Here is a 16512-nt window from a genome sequence, read left to right on the forward strand (position 1 = left end):
AGTTCTTCTAAATTAAACATGCCTGAGGATCTCCACGATTTTGTTTTCTTTGACAAAAACTTTGATCGTGCCTCAGGCACTTAGTTCCCTTCTTAAGCAAACCTCAGGTTATATTAGATAATCTCTAACCTTTCTGTTATTAAAAAACCGGAAGATCTATATAGTCTTCCAACTATTTTCTCCAATGTGAGTTAAATAAATCTCATGTAAATGCAACTGGCCTGGGCAGGACGGCTGTTCACCTGGGGAGAGCTGGAGTTCTGGGCCATCTCAGTCCGGAAAGAGGAAACGGTTAGCTGCAATATTCAGTTCTGCGGGCAATATGAAGATGAAGAAAGCAGTTTATTTTATGAAAGGAAGATTAATTACATTTAATCGGAAATCATTAACCATTAATCGCAAGTTGAAAAGAAAACACACGTAAAAGGATATTATCCAAATAGATAGGTAGTAAAGCGCTTTCTCGCCGATTATTTAACAGCGTCAGTAAAGATAAAATGAATATGATCCGCGCTCATTAAACGTAACCCTATGATAATTAAACTTAATAAAAAACCGGTGGTAAAAGGAGTCAAAACAACGGTTAAAACCTCATATCGCTTAAAACCACAAGTTAAAAAAACGGCTTTTAATAGTAGCTCAAATCCTGCCTATCATAAGACTCATAGCGGGATTCACTTTTTTACCCTGTCCTGTTTAATTCGTTTATCTACGATCCTATACTCCACTTATTTTACATTTTTCTGACCTGCCTAATCATTTAAAAACGCGAATAACAAAGTATTAAAACTTCATATCAAGGACGGATTTAAATCAATAAATGCACCTTTTTAAAAGAATAGTTAATGGTATTCAATTGGAAATCATTAATCGCAAGTTGAAAAAAATCGAACGTAAAAGGATATTATCTAAATAGGTGGATATTAAAGTACTTTCTCACCAATTAGTTAACAGCGTCAGTAAAGATAAATCGAATATGATCCGCGTTCATTAAACGTAATCCTATGATGAGTAAATTTAATAAAAAACCGGTGGTAAAAGGAGTAAAAACAACGGTTAAAAAGCTATACCAATTAAAGCCATCCGTTAAAAAACAACGTTTAATAACAGATTAAATCCTGCCCATTATAAAACTCTGAACTGGTTCCCACTTTTTTACCCTGTCCTGTTTAATTCGTTTATCTACGATTCTACATTCCATTTATTTTACATTTTACTGACCTGCTTAATCATTTAAAAAACGAATGCCAAAGTATTAAAGCTTTTATATCAAGGAAGGATTTAACTCAATAAATGCGCCTTTTTAAAAGGACAGTCAATGGCATTTAATCGAAAATCATTAACCATTAATCGCAAGTTGAAAAGAAATCGCACGTAAAAAGATATTATCCGAATAGGTAGGCATTAAAGTACTTTCTCACCAATTAGTTAACAGCGTCAGTAAAGATAAATCGAATATGATCCGCGTTCATTAAACGTAATCCTATGATGGGTAAATTTAATAAAAAACCGGTGGTAAAAGGAGTAAAAACAACGGTTAAAAAGCTATACCAATTAAAGCCATCCGTTAAAAAATAACGTTTAATAACAGTTTAAATCCTGCCCATTATAAAACTCTGAACTGGTTCCCACTTTTTTACCCTGTCCTGTTTAATTCATTTATCCGCGATTCTACATTCCACTTATTTTACATTTTCCTGACCTGACTAATCATTTAAAAAAACGAATGCCAAAGTATTAAATATTTTATATCAAGGACGGATTTAACTTAATAAATACACCTTTTTAAAAGGCCAGTTAATGGTATTTAATCGAAAATCATTAACCGTTAATAGTGAGTTGGAAAGAAAATACATGTAAAAGGATATTATCCGAATAGGTAGGTATTAAAGTGCTTTCTCACCAGCTACTTAACAGCGTCAGTAAAGATAAAATGAATATGATCCGCGTCCATTAAACATAATCCGATGATGAGTAAACTTAATAAAAAACCGGTTGTAAAAGGGGTAAAAACAACAGTTAAAAAGTTATACCAATTAAAGCCATCCGTTAAAAAACAGCGTTTAATAAAAGTTTAAATCCTGCACATTATAAAACTCTGAACTGGTTCCCACTTTTTTACCCTGTCCTGTTTAGTTCATTTATCCACGATTCTATACTCCACTTATTTTATATTTTCCTGACCTGCCTAATCATTTAAAAAAAACGAATACCAAAGTATTAAAGCTTTTATATCAAGGACGGATTTAACTTAATAAATACACCTTTTTAAAAGGCCAGTTAATGGTATTTAATCGAAAATCATTAACCGTTAATAGTGAGTTGAAAAGAAAACACACGTAAAAGGATATTATCCAAATAGGTGGATATTAAAGCGCTTTCTCGCCGATTATTTAACAACGTCAGTAAAGATAAAATGAATATAATCCGCGTTCATTAAACGTAATCCAATGATGAGTAAACTTAATAAAAAACCGGTGGTAAAAGGAGTAAAAACAACGGTTAAAACTTTATACCGATTAACACCATCAGTTAAAAAAATGAATTTTAATCACAGGTTAAATCCTGCCAATAATAAAACGCATGGCAGAATTCACTTTATTTACTCTGCCTTGTTTAATTTATTTATTAGTGTTCCTATCCTCCCTTTATTTTATATTTACCTGACCTGCTATAATCATTTAAAAGCGCGAATACCGCAGTATTAAAGCCTTTATATCATGGTGGATTAAATGCAACAAATACCGTTTTTCAGAAAGAAAGTTAATGATATTTAATCGAAAATCAATAACCGTTAATAGCAAGTTGAAAAGAAATTAGCACGTAAAAGGATATCATCCGAACAGATGGATATCAAACGCTTTATCGCCGGTTATTTAACAGCGTCAGCAAAGATAAAAAGTGGATATAATTAGTGTTTGTTAAACGTAATCCGACAATGATTAAATTGAAGAAAGCAGGGGTTAAAAGTGATAAAAACAACGGTTAAAACTTTATACCGATTAACACCATCAGTTAAAAAAACGACTTTTAATCACAGGTTAAATCCTGCCCATTATAAAACTCATGGCAGGATTCATTTTGTTTACCCTGCCCTGTTTAATCCATTTATCAATGATCCTATCCTCCCCTTATTTTACATTTACCTGACCTGCTATAATCATTTAAAAGCGTGAATGCCGAAGTGTTAAAGCTTTTATATCAGGGCGGATTAAACGTAATACATGCAACTTTTCAGAGGATAGTTAATCGCATTTAATCGAAAATCATTAACCGTTAATAACAAATTGAAAATAAATCTGTACGTAAAAGAATATTATCAGAACAAATGAGTATTAAAGCATTTTCTCGCCAGTTATTTAACAACGTCAGTAAAGATAAAAAGTGGATATGATTAGCGTTCGTTAAGCGTAATCCGATGATGATTAAACTTAATAAAAAACTGGGGTTAAAAAGGGTAAAAATGACCGTAAAAATTTTACATCGATTAACACCATCAGTTTAAAAAATGATTTTTAATCACAGGTTAAATCCTGCCAATAATAAAACGCATAGCAGAGTTCACTTTATTTACTCTTCCCTGTTTAATTTATTCATCAATGATTCTATATTCCACTTATTTTATATTTACCTAACCTGTTATAATAATTTAAAAACGCGAATACCGCCGTATTAAAATCTTATATCAAAGCGGATTTAACGTAATAAATGAGCATTTTCAAAGGGAAATCAATCGCATTTAATCGAAGATCATTAACCATTAATAGTGAATTGAAAATAAATCTGTACGTAAAAGGATATTATCCAAGTAGATGAGTATTAAAGTGTTTTCTCGCCAGTTATTTAACAGCGTCAGTAAAGATAAAAAGTAGATATAATTTTCGTTCGTTAAGCGTAATCCGATGATGATTAAACTTAACAAAAAACAGGGGTTAAAAGTGATAAAAACAACGATTAAAACTTTATACCGATTAACACCATCAGTTAAAAAAATGACTTTTAATAACAGATTAAATCCTGCCCATTATAAAACTCTGAATAACATTTATGGAGATCACTGAATAACAAAACGGGTCAAAAGTGATCTCCATAAATGTTATTCAGCGATCCAGTCAAGTGTTATTACCCAATCTCGACGGATGTTATTGGGTGATCTCCGAGGACGAAAATACTCAGTCGTCGTTCAAGCGCTATGCTAGCAGTTCTTTAACGAATTTAAATGATTTATGAAAATCGGCTTTAGGATCTTTAATTTCACCCGACCCATCCTGATTGAACTCTAAAGACCAGTGATATGGGTAACGCTGTTTCAATTGCTGTAGTTCGTCATAAGTTAATACCGTATAGCCGTGTTGTTTCATGTAAGAAGCAAATACCTCAAGTTTTGGTTCGGCTATAGTAGTAATAACCGCTCGGTCGCAAAGATATTTAGCATAGTGCTGACCAATTTCTTTATTTTCTGCCTCAGCTGCCTGTAAAGCCGCCTCTACAATGTGAAGCGGCGCCTGCTGCGACACAATTGCACTACAAGTTTCGGATAAGTCATTAATAGTAGGATTATTCATAATGATTTTGCCTTTCTTTTTTAATTTTCAATGGTTTGTGCTATTTGTTTTGCGACCTGATGTGCACTAGGATCAGATTGAGTACGCAAGCCTTCTATAATGGCTAAGCGGTCATCAACGTTACGTTGCTGCATCAACTGCCTTTTTCCCAGTAGATTGTGAATAGTCAGCTCGATCCCAACGACATGCTGTTTTAAGCCGTCTATGAAATCTTTCGGTGCTTCTGCAACTTGCCATGGATCCGGTAATCCTGCTTCAAAACAATTAACGGATTGCTCAAAATGCGCCTTTATCCAACTGTCATCATCAATAAACTTGATGGAACACATGGCATGAACTGCCGTGTAAGCCCAACTAGGTTGAACTCGACCATTAATATGTCGTCTAGGTAACCAACTAGGTGAAATATAAGCGTCTGGTCCTTGGAAAATAACCATCACTTCATTAGTTTCAGCCACGCTTTTGTGCAAAGGATTTCCGCGTGCAATGTGTGTTTTCAGCACGCCTAGCTCTAAACCATGCCTATCTAAAGTAAAAGGCAGATGATCAGCACTCAATCCATAACTGCCATAGACGGTCAAAGTCCCCAGAGGGTTTTGCTCTATCAAGTCATGCAAAACAGAGATTCGATTTTCTTCAAATACTTTTTGTATATACATTGCTTGAATCTTATGAGTTCAAAGAAGATAAAGGCTCACTATAACCTTGTTCTTCAAGCTCCCGTTGTGCACGGTCGTTTTTCTTCAAGTCTGCTAATCCCATACCATTGAGAACACCAGGAGACTTAGTAAATTTAATATTCTCGTAGCTGACCACTTCGATATGATTGCCCCAAGGATCCAGAAAACCCAAAAATCGACCAGGCAAAGGTTCAATATTGAATTGCTTTAATGCCTCACGAACCTTTTCTTTATCATCAACAACGAACCCAAAGTGACCAGGTTTGTGAGCTTGTTCTCCTTGGCTGCAAGTAAAGGCAATAAACTGATCACCCAGTTCAATCGATCCCTCAGTCTCTGATAACGGCCCAGGTTTAATGCGCATAAGCGCACCATAAAATGCAGCGGCTTCATTAATGTTACCAACTTCAATTGATACATGGTTGATCCCTACGGCTCTGGCCTTCTCTGTCATGATTCCCTCTTCATCAAATTTTTTTTAAGTTCAATTTGTCTACAACGATATCAAGTGCCGAAATAAATTTTTCGCAATGTTCGAGCTGTGAAATGGTTACTCTCAGCCAACCTTTTAAATTGCTCTGTTCAAACGGACGTCTGATTAAAATACCCTGCTCTTGAAACAATTGTTCTATCTCTTTTGAATCGTATCCGGCAAACTGTACCAACATGAAATTGCCGTGAGTATCTTTGAAAGTCTGTTTTCTTTCGGTTAAAGCTTCTCTCATATAGGCTTTTGCCTGCCTCATCTTCTCCTGAAAACGTTCAAGCACTTCAGGATGATCTAGCTGCCATTCCGCAGCCCATGCCGATAACGCACTAATCTCATATAACGGTCTGACATTTGAAATATGGCCGATTAACTCTGTCTCTCCGATCAAAAAGCCGACTCTTGCTCCTGCCAATCCATGAGCTTTAGAAAGGGTTTGCGCCAAAATAACGTTCGGAAATTTCTGCAAGATATTCAGGTTTGCGCTTTGTTTTCCTTCTACATATAGATAGGCTTCATCAATCAGCAGCAACACACCCTTGTTATAAAGCGCTTCAGCCAAGCCATGCATTTGGGAATAAGATAAACGCGTGCCGACAAAACCACTCGGATCTTCTACAACCACTAATTTGGTATTTTCTTTGACTGCATCGATAATAGCCGCTACATCAGGTTTCCAATCTTCAGTGACCGGTGTTGACGAGATTGATACCCCAGCATACTTTGCATAGTTTTCAAACATAAAGTAGCAAGGGTTATGTAAAACCACATGGTCTCCCTCTCTTAAGCATGCATCAAATAATGCTTTTATCGCTAGGTCTGAACCCGAGCCGAGGTAGATGTTGCGCTCTTCAACGCCAACCAGTTCGGCTATTTTTTTATATAAGTTATTTAGCACCGGATAATTACACAAATGCTCTGGTTTTAATGAGGCTCGAAACGCTTCAAAAAGATCTTCATCCATTGGATGGTGATTCTCATTTTTATCTAGCATCAAGTAATTGGGACGTTCTTCCAGATAGCTCCATAAGCTTTCCCTTTTATTTTCAACTACATGCTCTTTGATTACTGCTTGTATATTGAACATTTATTTTTTCCCTAACTTTTAAGAGTGAGCCATTTGTCCATCTAAGATGAGGATTTGCTTTCAATGGCTAGTGATTGTTTTATGCTGATTGCAACAAATAAAATCTGACCAATAGTAATTACAGCTGCGGTTGCAAGTGCGTATTGGAAGCCTAATTCATGTGCGTAAGAGACCACCATGGCGACAATCCCGATATGTACTGAGGATACGATATACTTAATACTACTTAGCCTACCTATCATGTGAGATGGCAGCTGTTTATGTAGCAGCGTGCGCCAGTAAATACCGGAGTAACTTTGAAACAAGCCGATACTCACAATCGCGAGCGGCATCAAATAGACCGCCTGTTCTGTAAAACATAAACCTAGATAGATTAGAAAAGCGACCTGAATAGCGATAACATCTCTTAGAGAAGTACTTTTGTTCCTTATTTGCTTCGCAATAACAGCGCCACCAACAAACGCACCAATAGCGAATGAGGCATCTAATCCGGCAAGCCAGTATGTGCTGCCGTCAAATGCCTGACTGACGACGGAAACCAGCATAATGTTGAATATGGCTACAGTGACGAAGTCAAAATTACTTAGAACAAAATAGCGCATGTAGGGTTTACTCGCTTTAAACAACTGCCACAGGTTTTCTGGATCTTCACGTTTATCTATATCTGAAGGAGACTCAGCTAACGTCAAATTGGCTGTTGCTCGCCAGTAAAAAAAACTCGCGGCACTATATAGACAGACGACAAATGTCAAAATTGCTATAAAGTCAAACTTATCCAGCAACCAGGCAGATAAGGCCATACCAATCAACTGACCGCCCTGAAATGCGGAAGTCAGTGTACCGTTATCTTTTTCTAAGCGATCATGTTGGGAAAGAAGTGGTGTAACACTGAATAAGGCCATTTTTGAAATTGGCCCAAGAAAACTCAAAAACACCGATATTAGCAATAAAATCGACACGGACATGCCCAATTGCGTCAATGCCAATACACCTGCCAAACAAAAGACAACATGACAAACGGCTGAACCAATAAGCACCTTTTTAATACCTTGGTTATCAACCGACTTGCCAACCAATATTGGTAAAATGGTTGAGATCAAGATTTCAGCTATGAAGATTAAGCTGATTTGCCATATTTGACCCGTTTCATCATACATAAATTTGGCAAAGCTCAGTAGCAATATAGCTTTACCTATATTGATGAACAACTCTGCAATTGCTAACGACTTCATTCATGTTTCCCTTCAGTTAGATACAGTACTAAGTACTTGGATGAACCTATGGTTACACTACTTACCTACAACAAATTCAAGTTTCTGAATGGCTTCCTCTGCAATACTTAGCGCCTGTTCAGCACTGTCGCACAACACCAACACTGAGGCTGAGCGGTCGAAGCTGTTTCCTATTTGGGGCAATACTTCACCTGCCTGATGAGTGATAGATACATCTTCAACACCACTCCAATTTTTGATTTCTTCCTCGCCGTTTACTCGAATCACCTTTTTCCCAGGATGATCGTTGAGTTTAAATTTGATACACGCATGTTTACCGTTTAGTTTTGGTGTTAATTCGTCTTCACCGATAGGCAAACCCAAACTTTGCAGAGCTTGCAGACGATACATATCTATTCCTGTCGTCATCTGTACCAGGTCAAAAATTCTATCTCCGCCTACTCGAGTGTGTGTTTCTATTAGCTCTATCTTTTCACCCAACATAATTTCGCTGTGCGTAATACCCGACACGACCCCTAGAGCAGGTAGCACTTTGGCAATGAATGCAGCAATTTTCTCGTGCTCATCGCTAGATAAACGGGCAGGCACCAAATGCCCTGTCTCGATAAAACTTTGCGCATGTTTGAATTTTTCAGTGATTGCAAAAATATGGCATTTGCCTTCTTGCATGAATGCTTCGACACTGAATTCGCGACCTTCGACAAACTGTTCCACCAGCACAGGGTAAACGTTGTCTAAGTTAGCGGTTTCAAGCTCTTTACGTTCTAGCGATCGAACATTTTCACTGCCTGTACCAGCAACTGGTTTAACGATAACTTTATTTACTTGTGGATAAATCTTGAAAAAATCATGTAAATCTTGCTCATTCTCCGCTATCGCCGATTGCACTTCTGTCAGGTTTTTTTCGCGTAAAATCCGGCGACTTAATTGTTTATCTCTCGTGTTGACTATAGCCCCCATTGACAAACTAAAAGGCAGCTCTAGAGCATTTGCAATAGTCAATGCATCAAGCTGGGCTCCATCGTGAAAAGACACAACTGAATCGATTTTTTGTAGTTGATCAATTGAACGCGCTAAACTGATTAACTGAGTTGCAGACTCGTTGCTGTACATTAATATTCGCTCGCAACGATTGTGATCTTCAGTCGCATGCGTAAAATTAGGTACTTTTTTATACATCCAAGAAATAGCATATCCCTGTGCTTCCAGTGTCTTATGAGGTTGGCGAATATTGCCAATCACAAGAACGTGTTTCTTTTTCTGGGGTATACACTCGCTGTAAGGCAAAGGAGTATCGACAGATATTAGTTGTAACTGTCCAAACAACCTATCAATCAGATCTGTTAGTTCTTTAGCGGATTTGGCTTTTAATAATCCGGCTAACGGAATTTCACTTTCTTTATAAGTGACCGCTTTGACCAAAGGTTGTTGTATCGTAAGCTGATTCAGCATTACAACCTCTTCCTTGCCATAAAGAAACTCATGCCCCGACACCAAGCCATAGTTTCCTGGCAGCTGGTGTCCAGGCACAATAAACCACGCATATTTGTACCCGGTATCATAGTTAAGTTCGAATTTGAAGTCTGGGTCTAGCAACAATCCAAGTTCCAGTATCGATGGATGAATCCCTGTCTGTAACGTCAACGTTTCAGCTATTCTAGCTCCCCCGATACGATGAGCGACTTCAAGAAACACCGGCCCTGTATCTGTTTGAATCGCTTCAAGGTGGAACGCCCCCAAAGATATATCAACCGCATTTAGGATTTGAAGCGCCCAGGTTTTCATCTCTTCCGTGGTTTCTAACTGCACAGACCCTGCTGGATAGCCGTTGGCAAAATCCAGCAATGTATTGATATATTGGCTGACGACAATCATCTCTATTTGTCCGTTACGGATCATGCCGTCGATATGCAATACAGGACCGGATACAAATTCTTCAACTTCAAAGTTTTCAATCCGTTCAGGTGTTTCTTTATCAAGAGCCACAATTCCAGTTGTGCGATCTATAAGCGCCTGTTCCAAAACTTTCTGACTGTCAAACTTGACCACATCAACTGACGAAGCGCCATCCAGAGGCTTTAAAATAACTGGTGAAGAGGGAGGAATCGCTAGTCGTTCTGAGTTCATAAAATCGGACAAAGACATGTACTGCGGAGTACGAATATTTGCAGCGCCAACACAGTGTTTCATCACAATTTTGTTTCGAACTTTTTCGACATCGGCCACTTTAGGGCCCGCAATGTTGAGCTTTTCTCGTATCAAGGCAGCCTCAATCAATTCAAACTCATTAATTGAAACAACGTGATCAAAGCAAACATCAAGATTTTCTATTTGTTTGAGGACTTCTTTGTGTACAGCATCCACGCCGGGTCTTACTATTTTTGTACAACGTAGATCGCCAGGGATTTCATTCAGATTTTCTTCGATACCAATGTAGTAAACATTATGTAGTTCGTGATCGATAGACTGATGGTAAAGTACGTCAACGTACCTAACTCGGTGTAAAATAAGTATATTCATTAGCTTTCACCCATTCCGAAAATTTGTTCAGTCAATTGTTGTGTAAGCATCAGGTACTCTTTCGGTTTTCCATTTAGCTCATAGTCTGGCCAGAAGAATTCAACATAACCCTCAAGTTCTGCGTTGCTGTATAGCGGATTGACCCGAGCTCCTTCGGATGTCCAAAGTTGTAGTCCAAACGCCTCTTTTGGTAACTCATGCTGAGCCGGCAACTTAATTCGCTCAATCGTCCCTTGCTTAGCTTTCATAAATCCAATCGCAGCTAGTCCAGACATGTGATATGCAGGTACTTCAACTTCATCGTATAGATAAGAGCGAGAGTGAAGCTCGAGCATATTCACTCCAGCTATTTTCTCGAATATTTCAGGAATGCCGCCGCCTGGAGTACGCGCATTCAACTCCAGTAGGTAAATCTTGCCACTGTGATCAATCATAAATTCAACATGAGCTATACCATGTTCAACATCCAAGACTTCACAGGCTTTAAGCGCTGCTTGTTTAAGCGCTTCGTTATCAGATTCTATACTGGGTAAGGAATGGCCGATTTCAACAAAATGAGGCAACGGGGTCAGTTCTTTATCGGTCACTGCCAATACACGTCTTCCCGTTTTAGTATTTAGTACTTCAACCGAAAGCTCAATTCTAGCATCGACAAACTGTTCTATCTGATAGTCGTTATCTGCCATACCAAACTTACTACCATAATTTTCGGTCACTCGACGCAAGTTAGCAAAAGCACTAGCCAAATCATCTTTGCCAGCTACGTAGGTTACACCTTCACTGCCCCCGGCGTTGGTCGGCTTTACAACTGCTGGAAAAGGAAAATCTTCAGCAAGGGTCGCTAGCTGCTCAAGGTGATTAAAACGTGCAAATTTCGGAACGTTCAACCCACCTGCATGTGCAGCCTTACGCATTTCAAATTTGTTGCGGGTTAATGTCAGCGCTTTTTCAGACAAATAATTTAAATTATAGTACTGCGCGATACGAGCTCCCGGGGCTATCGTCATTTCTGTCAATGGAACAACTGCGCCTGGTTGCATTCCTTCTCGCTCAGCAAAGGCCTGTACTGCAACCAGAGCTTGTTCAATGTTTTCTGGGTTACCCTCAATCACTAGATCAGCGTAACGGTTTCCATTAACATAACCACTTGGGGCCATGATCGCTATTTTCATGTTGGTTGCCCTAGCCGTAGCAACCAATGCACGAAATCTGTTTTTCTCTGTTCCTAGTAACAAGCAGTACTTTGAAGACATCGACTTTTCCTTAAAAACTCTTCGCAAATTAACTTTGTGTTATTCAACAAGCGCCAACACCCTGCAAGGGCTTCCTGAACCACCAACAATGGGAAGCGGCGCTATCATGATCACTGCACCTGTTGGCGGTAACTTTGCCAGGTTCTTCAACTGAGTCAGGCCATATTTTCCCGCCCCATGAAAGTACCAGTGTACGGGGTAAGGTTGTTCAAATTTTCCGGCTTGACCTGCGTCGGTTCCAACAGTCTCCACCCCGATACCTATAATTGGTGTTTGCTCAGCCAACCATTTTGCACAAGCTTCACTTACCCCTGGAGTATGACCATGATTAAGAAAGGTATCAGCATCTGAGTCTCGACTGTCCCAACCTGAGCGGAATAACAACCAACCACCTTCAGGTAAAGGTCCATGGACTTCGCACCATTGATCGACATGTTCACGTTCGAGTAAAAAATCTGGGACTGTTACTTGATCAGATACATCAATTACAACGGCAGGCGCGACCAAGTGCCTAGGAGGTACACTTGAGACATCGATAGAATCTTTGCCTGACCGCCAATGGATAGGGGCATCAAAATGAGTCCCTGTATGCTCGGACATCTGGATATTATTCCAATAAACTTCTTTGCCTTTTTCGTCATAACGGCTTATTTTTTCCAACTTAAAAGGCCAAGGTTGCCCTCGTTCAGGCGGCAAACGGATCACAGGTGTTTCCGTTGACAACGGCGCTGTAAGGTCAAGTATCTCAACTTTCCCCTGCATGAACTTCGCATAGATTGAAGATGTCATCGTATTAAGATTTCCTTATTCTTATTATGGGTTTAATAGACAGGGGTTGAATATTCAGATGTCGAATTCGACATCACCTCGTCTTCATAAGCAACCTGAAGCTTACGGGTCATCAAACCAGGACGCCCGTCCCCAATAGACTTTCGGTCAACACTAATCACAGGAACGATTTCAGCGAGAGTGCCACAGGTGAAAACTTCATCAGCCAAATACAACTCGGTACGATCAATTTCTCTTCGTTCACATTCAACCAAAAGCTTATCCTTCGCTAGTCTTATAATGCTATCTACCGTAATCCCTTCAAGTACGCCTGCTGAACCTGGCGGCGTGATCAGTCGGTTATTTTTGACCATCATGATGCAAGATCCAGGGCCTTCAGCCACAGTGCCTCTGTGATTTAGAAAAAACGCAGTATCAAAACCATTTCGCATCGCTTCATGCTGAGCTAAGCGGCTATTATGGTAATTTGCTCCTGTTTTAATCCTCGGCGGCATTGAATCGTCACTGATTCGTCTCCAAGTTGAAAACGAAGCCGTCATCCCTGTGTCATAACGCGCAGACCTTGGCATAGGTAATGCTGTAATATGCATACCCGTGTCTTCGGTATAAATAAGTGGATCGAAGTTTTTCCCCATCGCAAAATAAGGCGCGATAACCAGATGCACATGTTGCTTAAAGTTGTTTTTTCGTACTAGGTCGATGCAAGCTTCAACAATCTCTTGATCTGTGAAAGTGACAGGCATGTCAACACACTTCATGGAATCGCGCAGGCGCTTGATATGCTCTCGTATCCGATACATATACATTTGCTTATCCGTTTTATTCCAATAGACTCGCACACCTTCAAAAACATTTGCGCCCCAAAAAGCGCCCTGCGTTCTGGCATGTAAGGTACACTTTTCCCAAGGCACGCATTCACCATTTAGCCATGCGAATTCTGGCGTATTGTGGGTAGACGACATAAGTTAATCTCCGTTTATGATGCTTCACGCTGAAACGTTAAGGAATCAGTACCACTGACTTTTTCCAGGATTAAACTAAGAGACGGTGCGTTATCAAGCAGGTAATGTCCGGCTAAATGGCCATCAGGACGGATAACAAACAATGAATCTTGTTTTTCTGTCAGGGTTTCAAAAAACAGAATATCGTCGTAAGTAACACTGATAAGTCTCTCGTCCACTTTTGGCGAGAAATATCCTTTTGGTACAGCAGTAACCAAACTAAAATCCAAACCATTATAGGTGTGGCTTTGCTTATTTAAATACTGCTTCACCCTATTTGGGTCTGCGCAAAAAAGACAAACAAACCCTTCCCCGAACAACTTACGTAAGCGGCTTTTTTTTCCGTCGATATAAACCACTACATCCGGAGCGAACGCACCGACATAGGGTGTCCGATGGTTATAATCAATCAAACTAGAAGATTCGTAGGTAAAAGGTTCTGTCATTTTCCCGTGATTCACTTGCTTACGAAACGGTTTCCAGACTTCTGAAATTCGCAGCACGGTGTCACGCCAGATTTGCTTCAAAGGTGTTGGCGGAACCATGAACTGTATCGTGGCTTCCGTCAGTCTCAAATTCTCTTTCGCTGCAAGGAACCTTTCCTCATGATAAGTATCCAACAATTCATCCCCTGCGCTTCCTCTAATTACTAGCGCCAATTTCCATGCCAGGTTGTCTGCGTCTTGAATCCCGCTGTTCATGCCGCGAGAGCCATAAGGTGGAAATGAGTGAGCCGCATCACCAGCAAAAAACAGTCGATTGAGTCTGAACTTCTCCACGACTCGCTGGTTAAAACGATAGGTACTGATCCAGTCAATCTGATACGGAATATCACCGATGACAGACTTGATACGCTTGTCTAGTTGACCATTTTTCTTTTCAGCTTCAATATCCGCATCTGGAGGCAATTGCCAGTCGATACGCCATATATTGTCGGGCTGAGGATGCATCACCAACTGACGGCCTGGATTAAACTGAGGATCAAAATGAAAGTGACGTTCTTTGGTTAAAGCAATATTTGCTTTAATATCAGTAACTAAAAAACGATCTTGGTGAGTGTATCCGGTAAAGTTAACCCCTGTCAGATCGCGTAACGTGCTTCTAACTCCATCGCAGGCAATTACATAATCAAATTCTAGGGTCTCTGTTCCGGTACAGTGTTTTACCTCTAGCTTAACCTTGTCCTGTTGTTGTGAATAACCAACGACTTCACTTGACCACCTGAGTTCACATAGGGGATTAGCTTCCAACAGCTTAACGAGCTCTTGCTCTATACGGTATTGGGAAATATTGACAAATTCACCATAACCCGGACGTTCGGGGTATTCTTGGGTGATCCTTTCAACATTTCGAATATAGGTGTGCGCTATCCGCCAATGAATCCCTTCTTTTGCAATCTGTTCTCCACACCCGACTTTATCAAGTACTTCTAGCGCATCGCCGTGGATCAGGCAGGCTTTAGAACCTTTTCGAAGCAGATAAGAGGCTTTATCCATCACGATGCTCGTAATACCGAATGAAGCCAGTCGAGCTGATAAAATCAGGCCAACTGGACCTGCGCCAATAATAGCAATCTTGGTTTTATTTGAACTATTCATCTTAGTAATCTACTTATCAAGCTGGGTTTCAAAAACAGGAATGTCTTTGACAGAAGCCAAGTAAGGAGTGCCTTCCGTGTAACCAGTACCCGAGCCCTCACCCAACATCTTCATCGCAAGACCATAATGGGTTTGCTTCCAACGTTTCAACGTCGTAGCAAAACTTTTCATGGCTTGTTTGACCTCACCAAAGTCGTTGCTATCGAAACGACCACTCTGTTGCGCTTGACTCAATGCAAGGTCTAAGTTATTTGGCCGCGCCAACAGTTTTTCTTGAACTTCAGGGACAGAGCCGTAAGCAATAGAGTTCAACCGATCCTCATCCGGTTGTCTGCATAGTGATTCAATACGCTTGTAGTTTCTTGATTGGATCGCGCTTGCGCCTTCAGTATATGCACGAAACACCTTAAAGGATTCTGCACGCATAGAAGACAGTAAATGGAAAAAACCGATGGCTTCTTTAATTTTTTTCTCGCAACTTTCAACCAGAATACTTGTCTGGCTAGGCGAATCAGTGCAAGCTTCAATTGCCGCCCTCAAACCAACTGCAATCCAAGAGAAAGTGTATTCGAACGTTTGTAAGACCCGAATGAACATATATTCGTCGTGAATGAGATAGACAGGTAAATTAGTTGTCATCAGCATTTGCTCATCGTTGTGTGTTTTCCTTTGCTCTACTGCGGCAATAAAATGTTTTGCTGATTCGATAACACATTCCGATGAAATATAGGACAACTTAGCCCGTTGTACGTATGGAGTCACCGCTTTTAAAGCCATAACACAACGTTTTTCAACTAAAGTACGTTCTGGCAACTGATGTCTGAAATTTTCCTCTGTTTCTAACCCGCCAAGTTCAAATTTGAGTAGATCCGCTGTAAGCAGCAACGTCATACGGTCAATGTGGGATTGCGCTTCTGCGTATGCTTTAATCTCTGTCTGGTCATCAGGCATGTTTAACAGTTCAAGCGCCAGATAAGAGCGGTAGTCATAAGTACCGTCGTATTTATCCAACAAGACATTCAAAAAACGTGTGACTTGCTCGATTTCCTCACTGTTTAATTTTGCGCACTCTTTTCTAATAATATTCAACAGCTCGAGAAAATATTCAGGAACGAAATGTTTACCTGTCTTATGATACATGCGAACAACATCCTGATATGGGAAGGTTGTTTTATTTTCCTTGGCAAACCGCAATATGGTGTGAATGCTAAGATTAATAGTGATTTTTTCTGAATCACTGTAATCACAAAGCAAACTAGTAAATTTTGGATGCTCAAGTTCTAATATATCCAGCACAGTA

11 protein-coding genes are annotated in these 16512 nt (G+C 39.8%); all 11 read right to left on the reverse strand.

Going from position 1 to position 16512, the window contains the following annotated elements:
* Positions 1-4190 precede the first annotated feature (4190 nt).
* The 11 genes from ABR397_RS01675 to ABR397_RS01725 are packed head-to-tail and all read right to left on the reverse strand — an operon-like array spanning position 4191 to position 16508.
* Complete coding sequence (locus tag ABR397_RS01675) at positions 4191-4565, reverse strand: hypothetical protein (RefSeq protein WP_350304195.1); 375 nt, start codon at positions 4563-4565, stop codon at positions 4191-4193.
* A 20-nt stretch (positions 4566-4585) separates the two neighbouring features.
* Positions 4586-5224: an FMN-binding negative transcriptional regulator gene (locus tag ABR397_RS01680; protein ID WP_350304196.1), complete on the reverse strand. Its 639-nt coding sequence runs from the start codon at positions 5222-5224 to the stop codon at positions 4586-4588.
* Between the two features lie 10 nt (positions 5225-5234).
* Positions 5235-5699 carry a VOC family protein gene (locus ABR397_RS01685; RefSeq protein ID WP_350304197.1) on the reverse strand — a complete coding sequence of 155 codons (465 nt, stop codon included), beginning with the start codon at positions 5697-5699 and terminating at the stop codon, positions 5235-5237.
* A 13-nt stretch (positions 5700-5712) separates the two neighbouring features.
* Entirely contained in the window at positions 5713-6819 is a 1107-nt protein-coding gene (locus ABR397_RS01690) for a pyridoxal phosphate-dependent aminotransferase (RefSeq protein ID WP_350304198.1), read from the reverse strand.
* Positions 6820-6860: 41 nt separating this feature from the next.
* A complete protein-coding gene (locus tag ABR397_RS01695) occupies positions 6861-8051 on the reverse strand; it encodes an MFS transporter (RefSeq protein WP_350304199.1) in 1191 nt (396 codons plus the stop codon).
* A gap of 57 nt (positions 8052-8108) precedes the next feature.
* Positions 8109-10571 (reverse strand): ATP-grasp domain-containing protein, encoded by a 2463-nt coding sequence (locus tag ABR397_RS01700; RefSeq protein ID WP_350304200.1) that lies wholly within the window; start codon positions 10569-10571, stop codon positions 8109-8111.
* On the reverse strand, positions 10571-11824 hold the full coding sequence (locus ABR397_RS01705) for an ATP-grasp domain-containing protein (protein WP_350304201.1): 1254 nt from the start codon (positions 11822-11824) through the stop codon (positions 10571-10573). Before ABR397_RS01705 ends, ABR397_RS01700 begins: the two co-directional genes overlap by 1 nt.
* A gap of 39 nt (positions 11825-11863) precedes the next feature.
* On the reverse strand, positions 11864-12613 hold the full coding sequence (locus ABR397_RS01710) for a cyclase family protein (protein WP_350304202.1): 750 nt from the start codon (positions 12611-12613) through the stop codon (positions 11864-11866).
* 32 nt (positions 12614-12645) lie between these two features.
* Positions 12646-13575, reverse strand: coding sequence for a branched-chain-amino-acid transaminase (ilvE, locus tag ABR397_RS01715; RefSeq protein WP_350304203.1), 930 nt, complete (start codon positions 13573-13575; stop codon positions 12646-12648).
* Positions 13576-13589: 14 nt separating this feature from the next.
* The gene (locus ABR397_RS01720; protein ID WP_350304204.1) at positions 13590-15212 is read right to left on the reverse strand and encodes an FAD-dependent monooxygenase; all 1623 of its coding nucleotides are present in this window, start codon (positions 15210-15212) and stop codon (positions 13590-13592) included.
* Between the two features lie 9 nt (positions 15213-15221).
* Complete coding sequence (locus ABR397_RS01725) at positions 15222-16508, reverse strand: tryptophan 2,3-dioxygenase (RefSeq protein WP_350304205.1); 1287 nt, start codon at positions 16506-16508, stop codon at positions 15222-15224.
* Between the last annotated feature and the right edge of the window lie 4 nt (positions 16509-16512).

This window comes from Photorhabdus viridis (assembly GCF_040256935.1).
In the GTDB taxonomy this organism is placed as follows: Bacteria; Pseudomonadota; Gammaproteobacteria; order Enterobacterales; family Enterobacteriaceae; genus Photorhabdus; species Photorhabdus viridis.

Bases quoted from the DNA above. Each gene is read 5' to 3' on its own strand.
- ABR397_RS01675 (WP_350304195.1), bottom strand. From the start codon at position 4,565: ATGAATAATCCTACTATTAATGACTTATCCGAAACTTGTAGTGCAATT.
- ABR397_RS01680 (WP_350304196.1), bottom strand. From the start codon at position 5,224: ATGTATATACAAAAAGTATTTGAAGAAAATCGAATCTCTGTTTTGCAT.
- ABR397_RS01685 (WP_350304197.1), bottom strand. From the start codon at position 5,699: ATGACAGAGAAGGCCAGAGCCGTAGGGATCAACCATGTATCAATTGAA.
- ABR397_RS01690 (WP_350304198.1), bottom strand. From the start codon at position 6,819: ATGTTCAATATACAAGCAGTAATCAAAGAGCATGTAGTTGAAAATAAA.
- ABR397_RS01695 (WP_350304199.1), bottom strand. From the start codon at position 8,051: ATGAAGTCGTTAGCAATTGCAGAGTTGTTCATCAATATAGGTAAAGCT.
- ABR397_RS01700 (WP_350304200.1), bottom strand. From the start codon at position 10,571: ATGAATATACTTATTTTACACCGAGTTAGGTACGTTGACGTACTTTAC.
- ABR397_RS01705 (WP_350304201.1), bottom strand. From the start codon at position 11,824: ATGTCTTCAAAGTACTGCTTGTTACTAGGAACAGAGAAAAACAGATTT.
- ABR397_RS01710 (WP_350304202.1), bottom strand. From the start codon at position 12,613: ATGACATCTTCAATCTATGCGAAGTTCATGCAGGGGAAAGTTGAGATA.
- ilvE (WP_350304203.1), bottom strand. From the start codon at position 13,575: ATGTCGTCTACCCACAATACGCCAGAATTCGCATGGCTAAATGGTGAA.
- ABR397_RS01720 (WP_350304204.1), bottom strand. From the start codon at position 15,212: ATGAATAGTTCAAATAAAACCAAGATTGCTATTATTGGCGCAGGTCCA.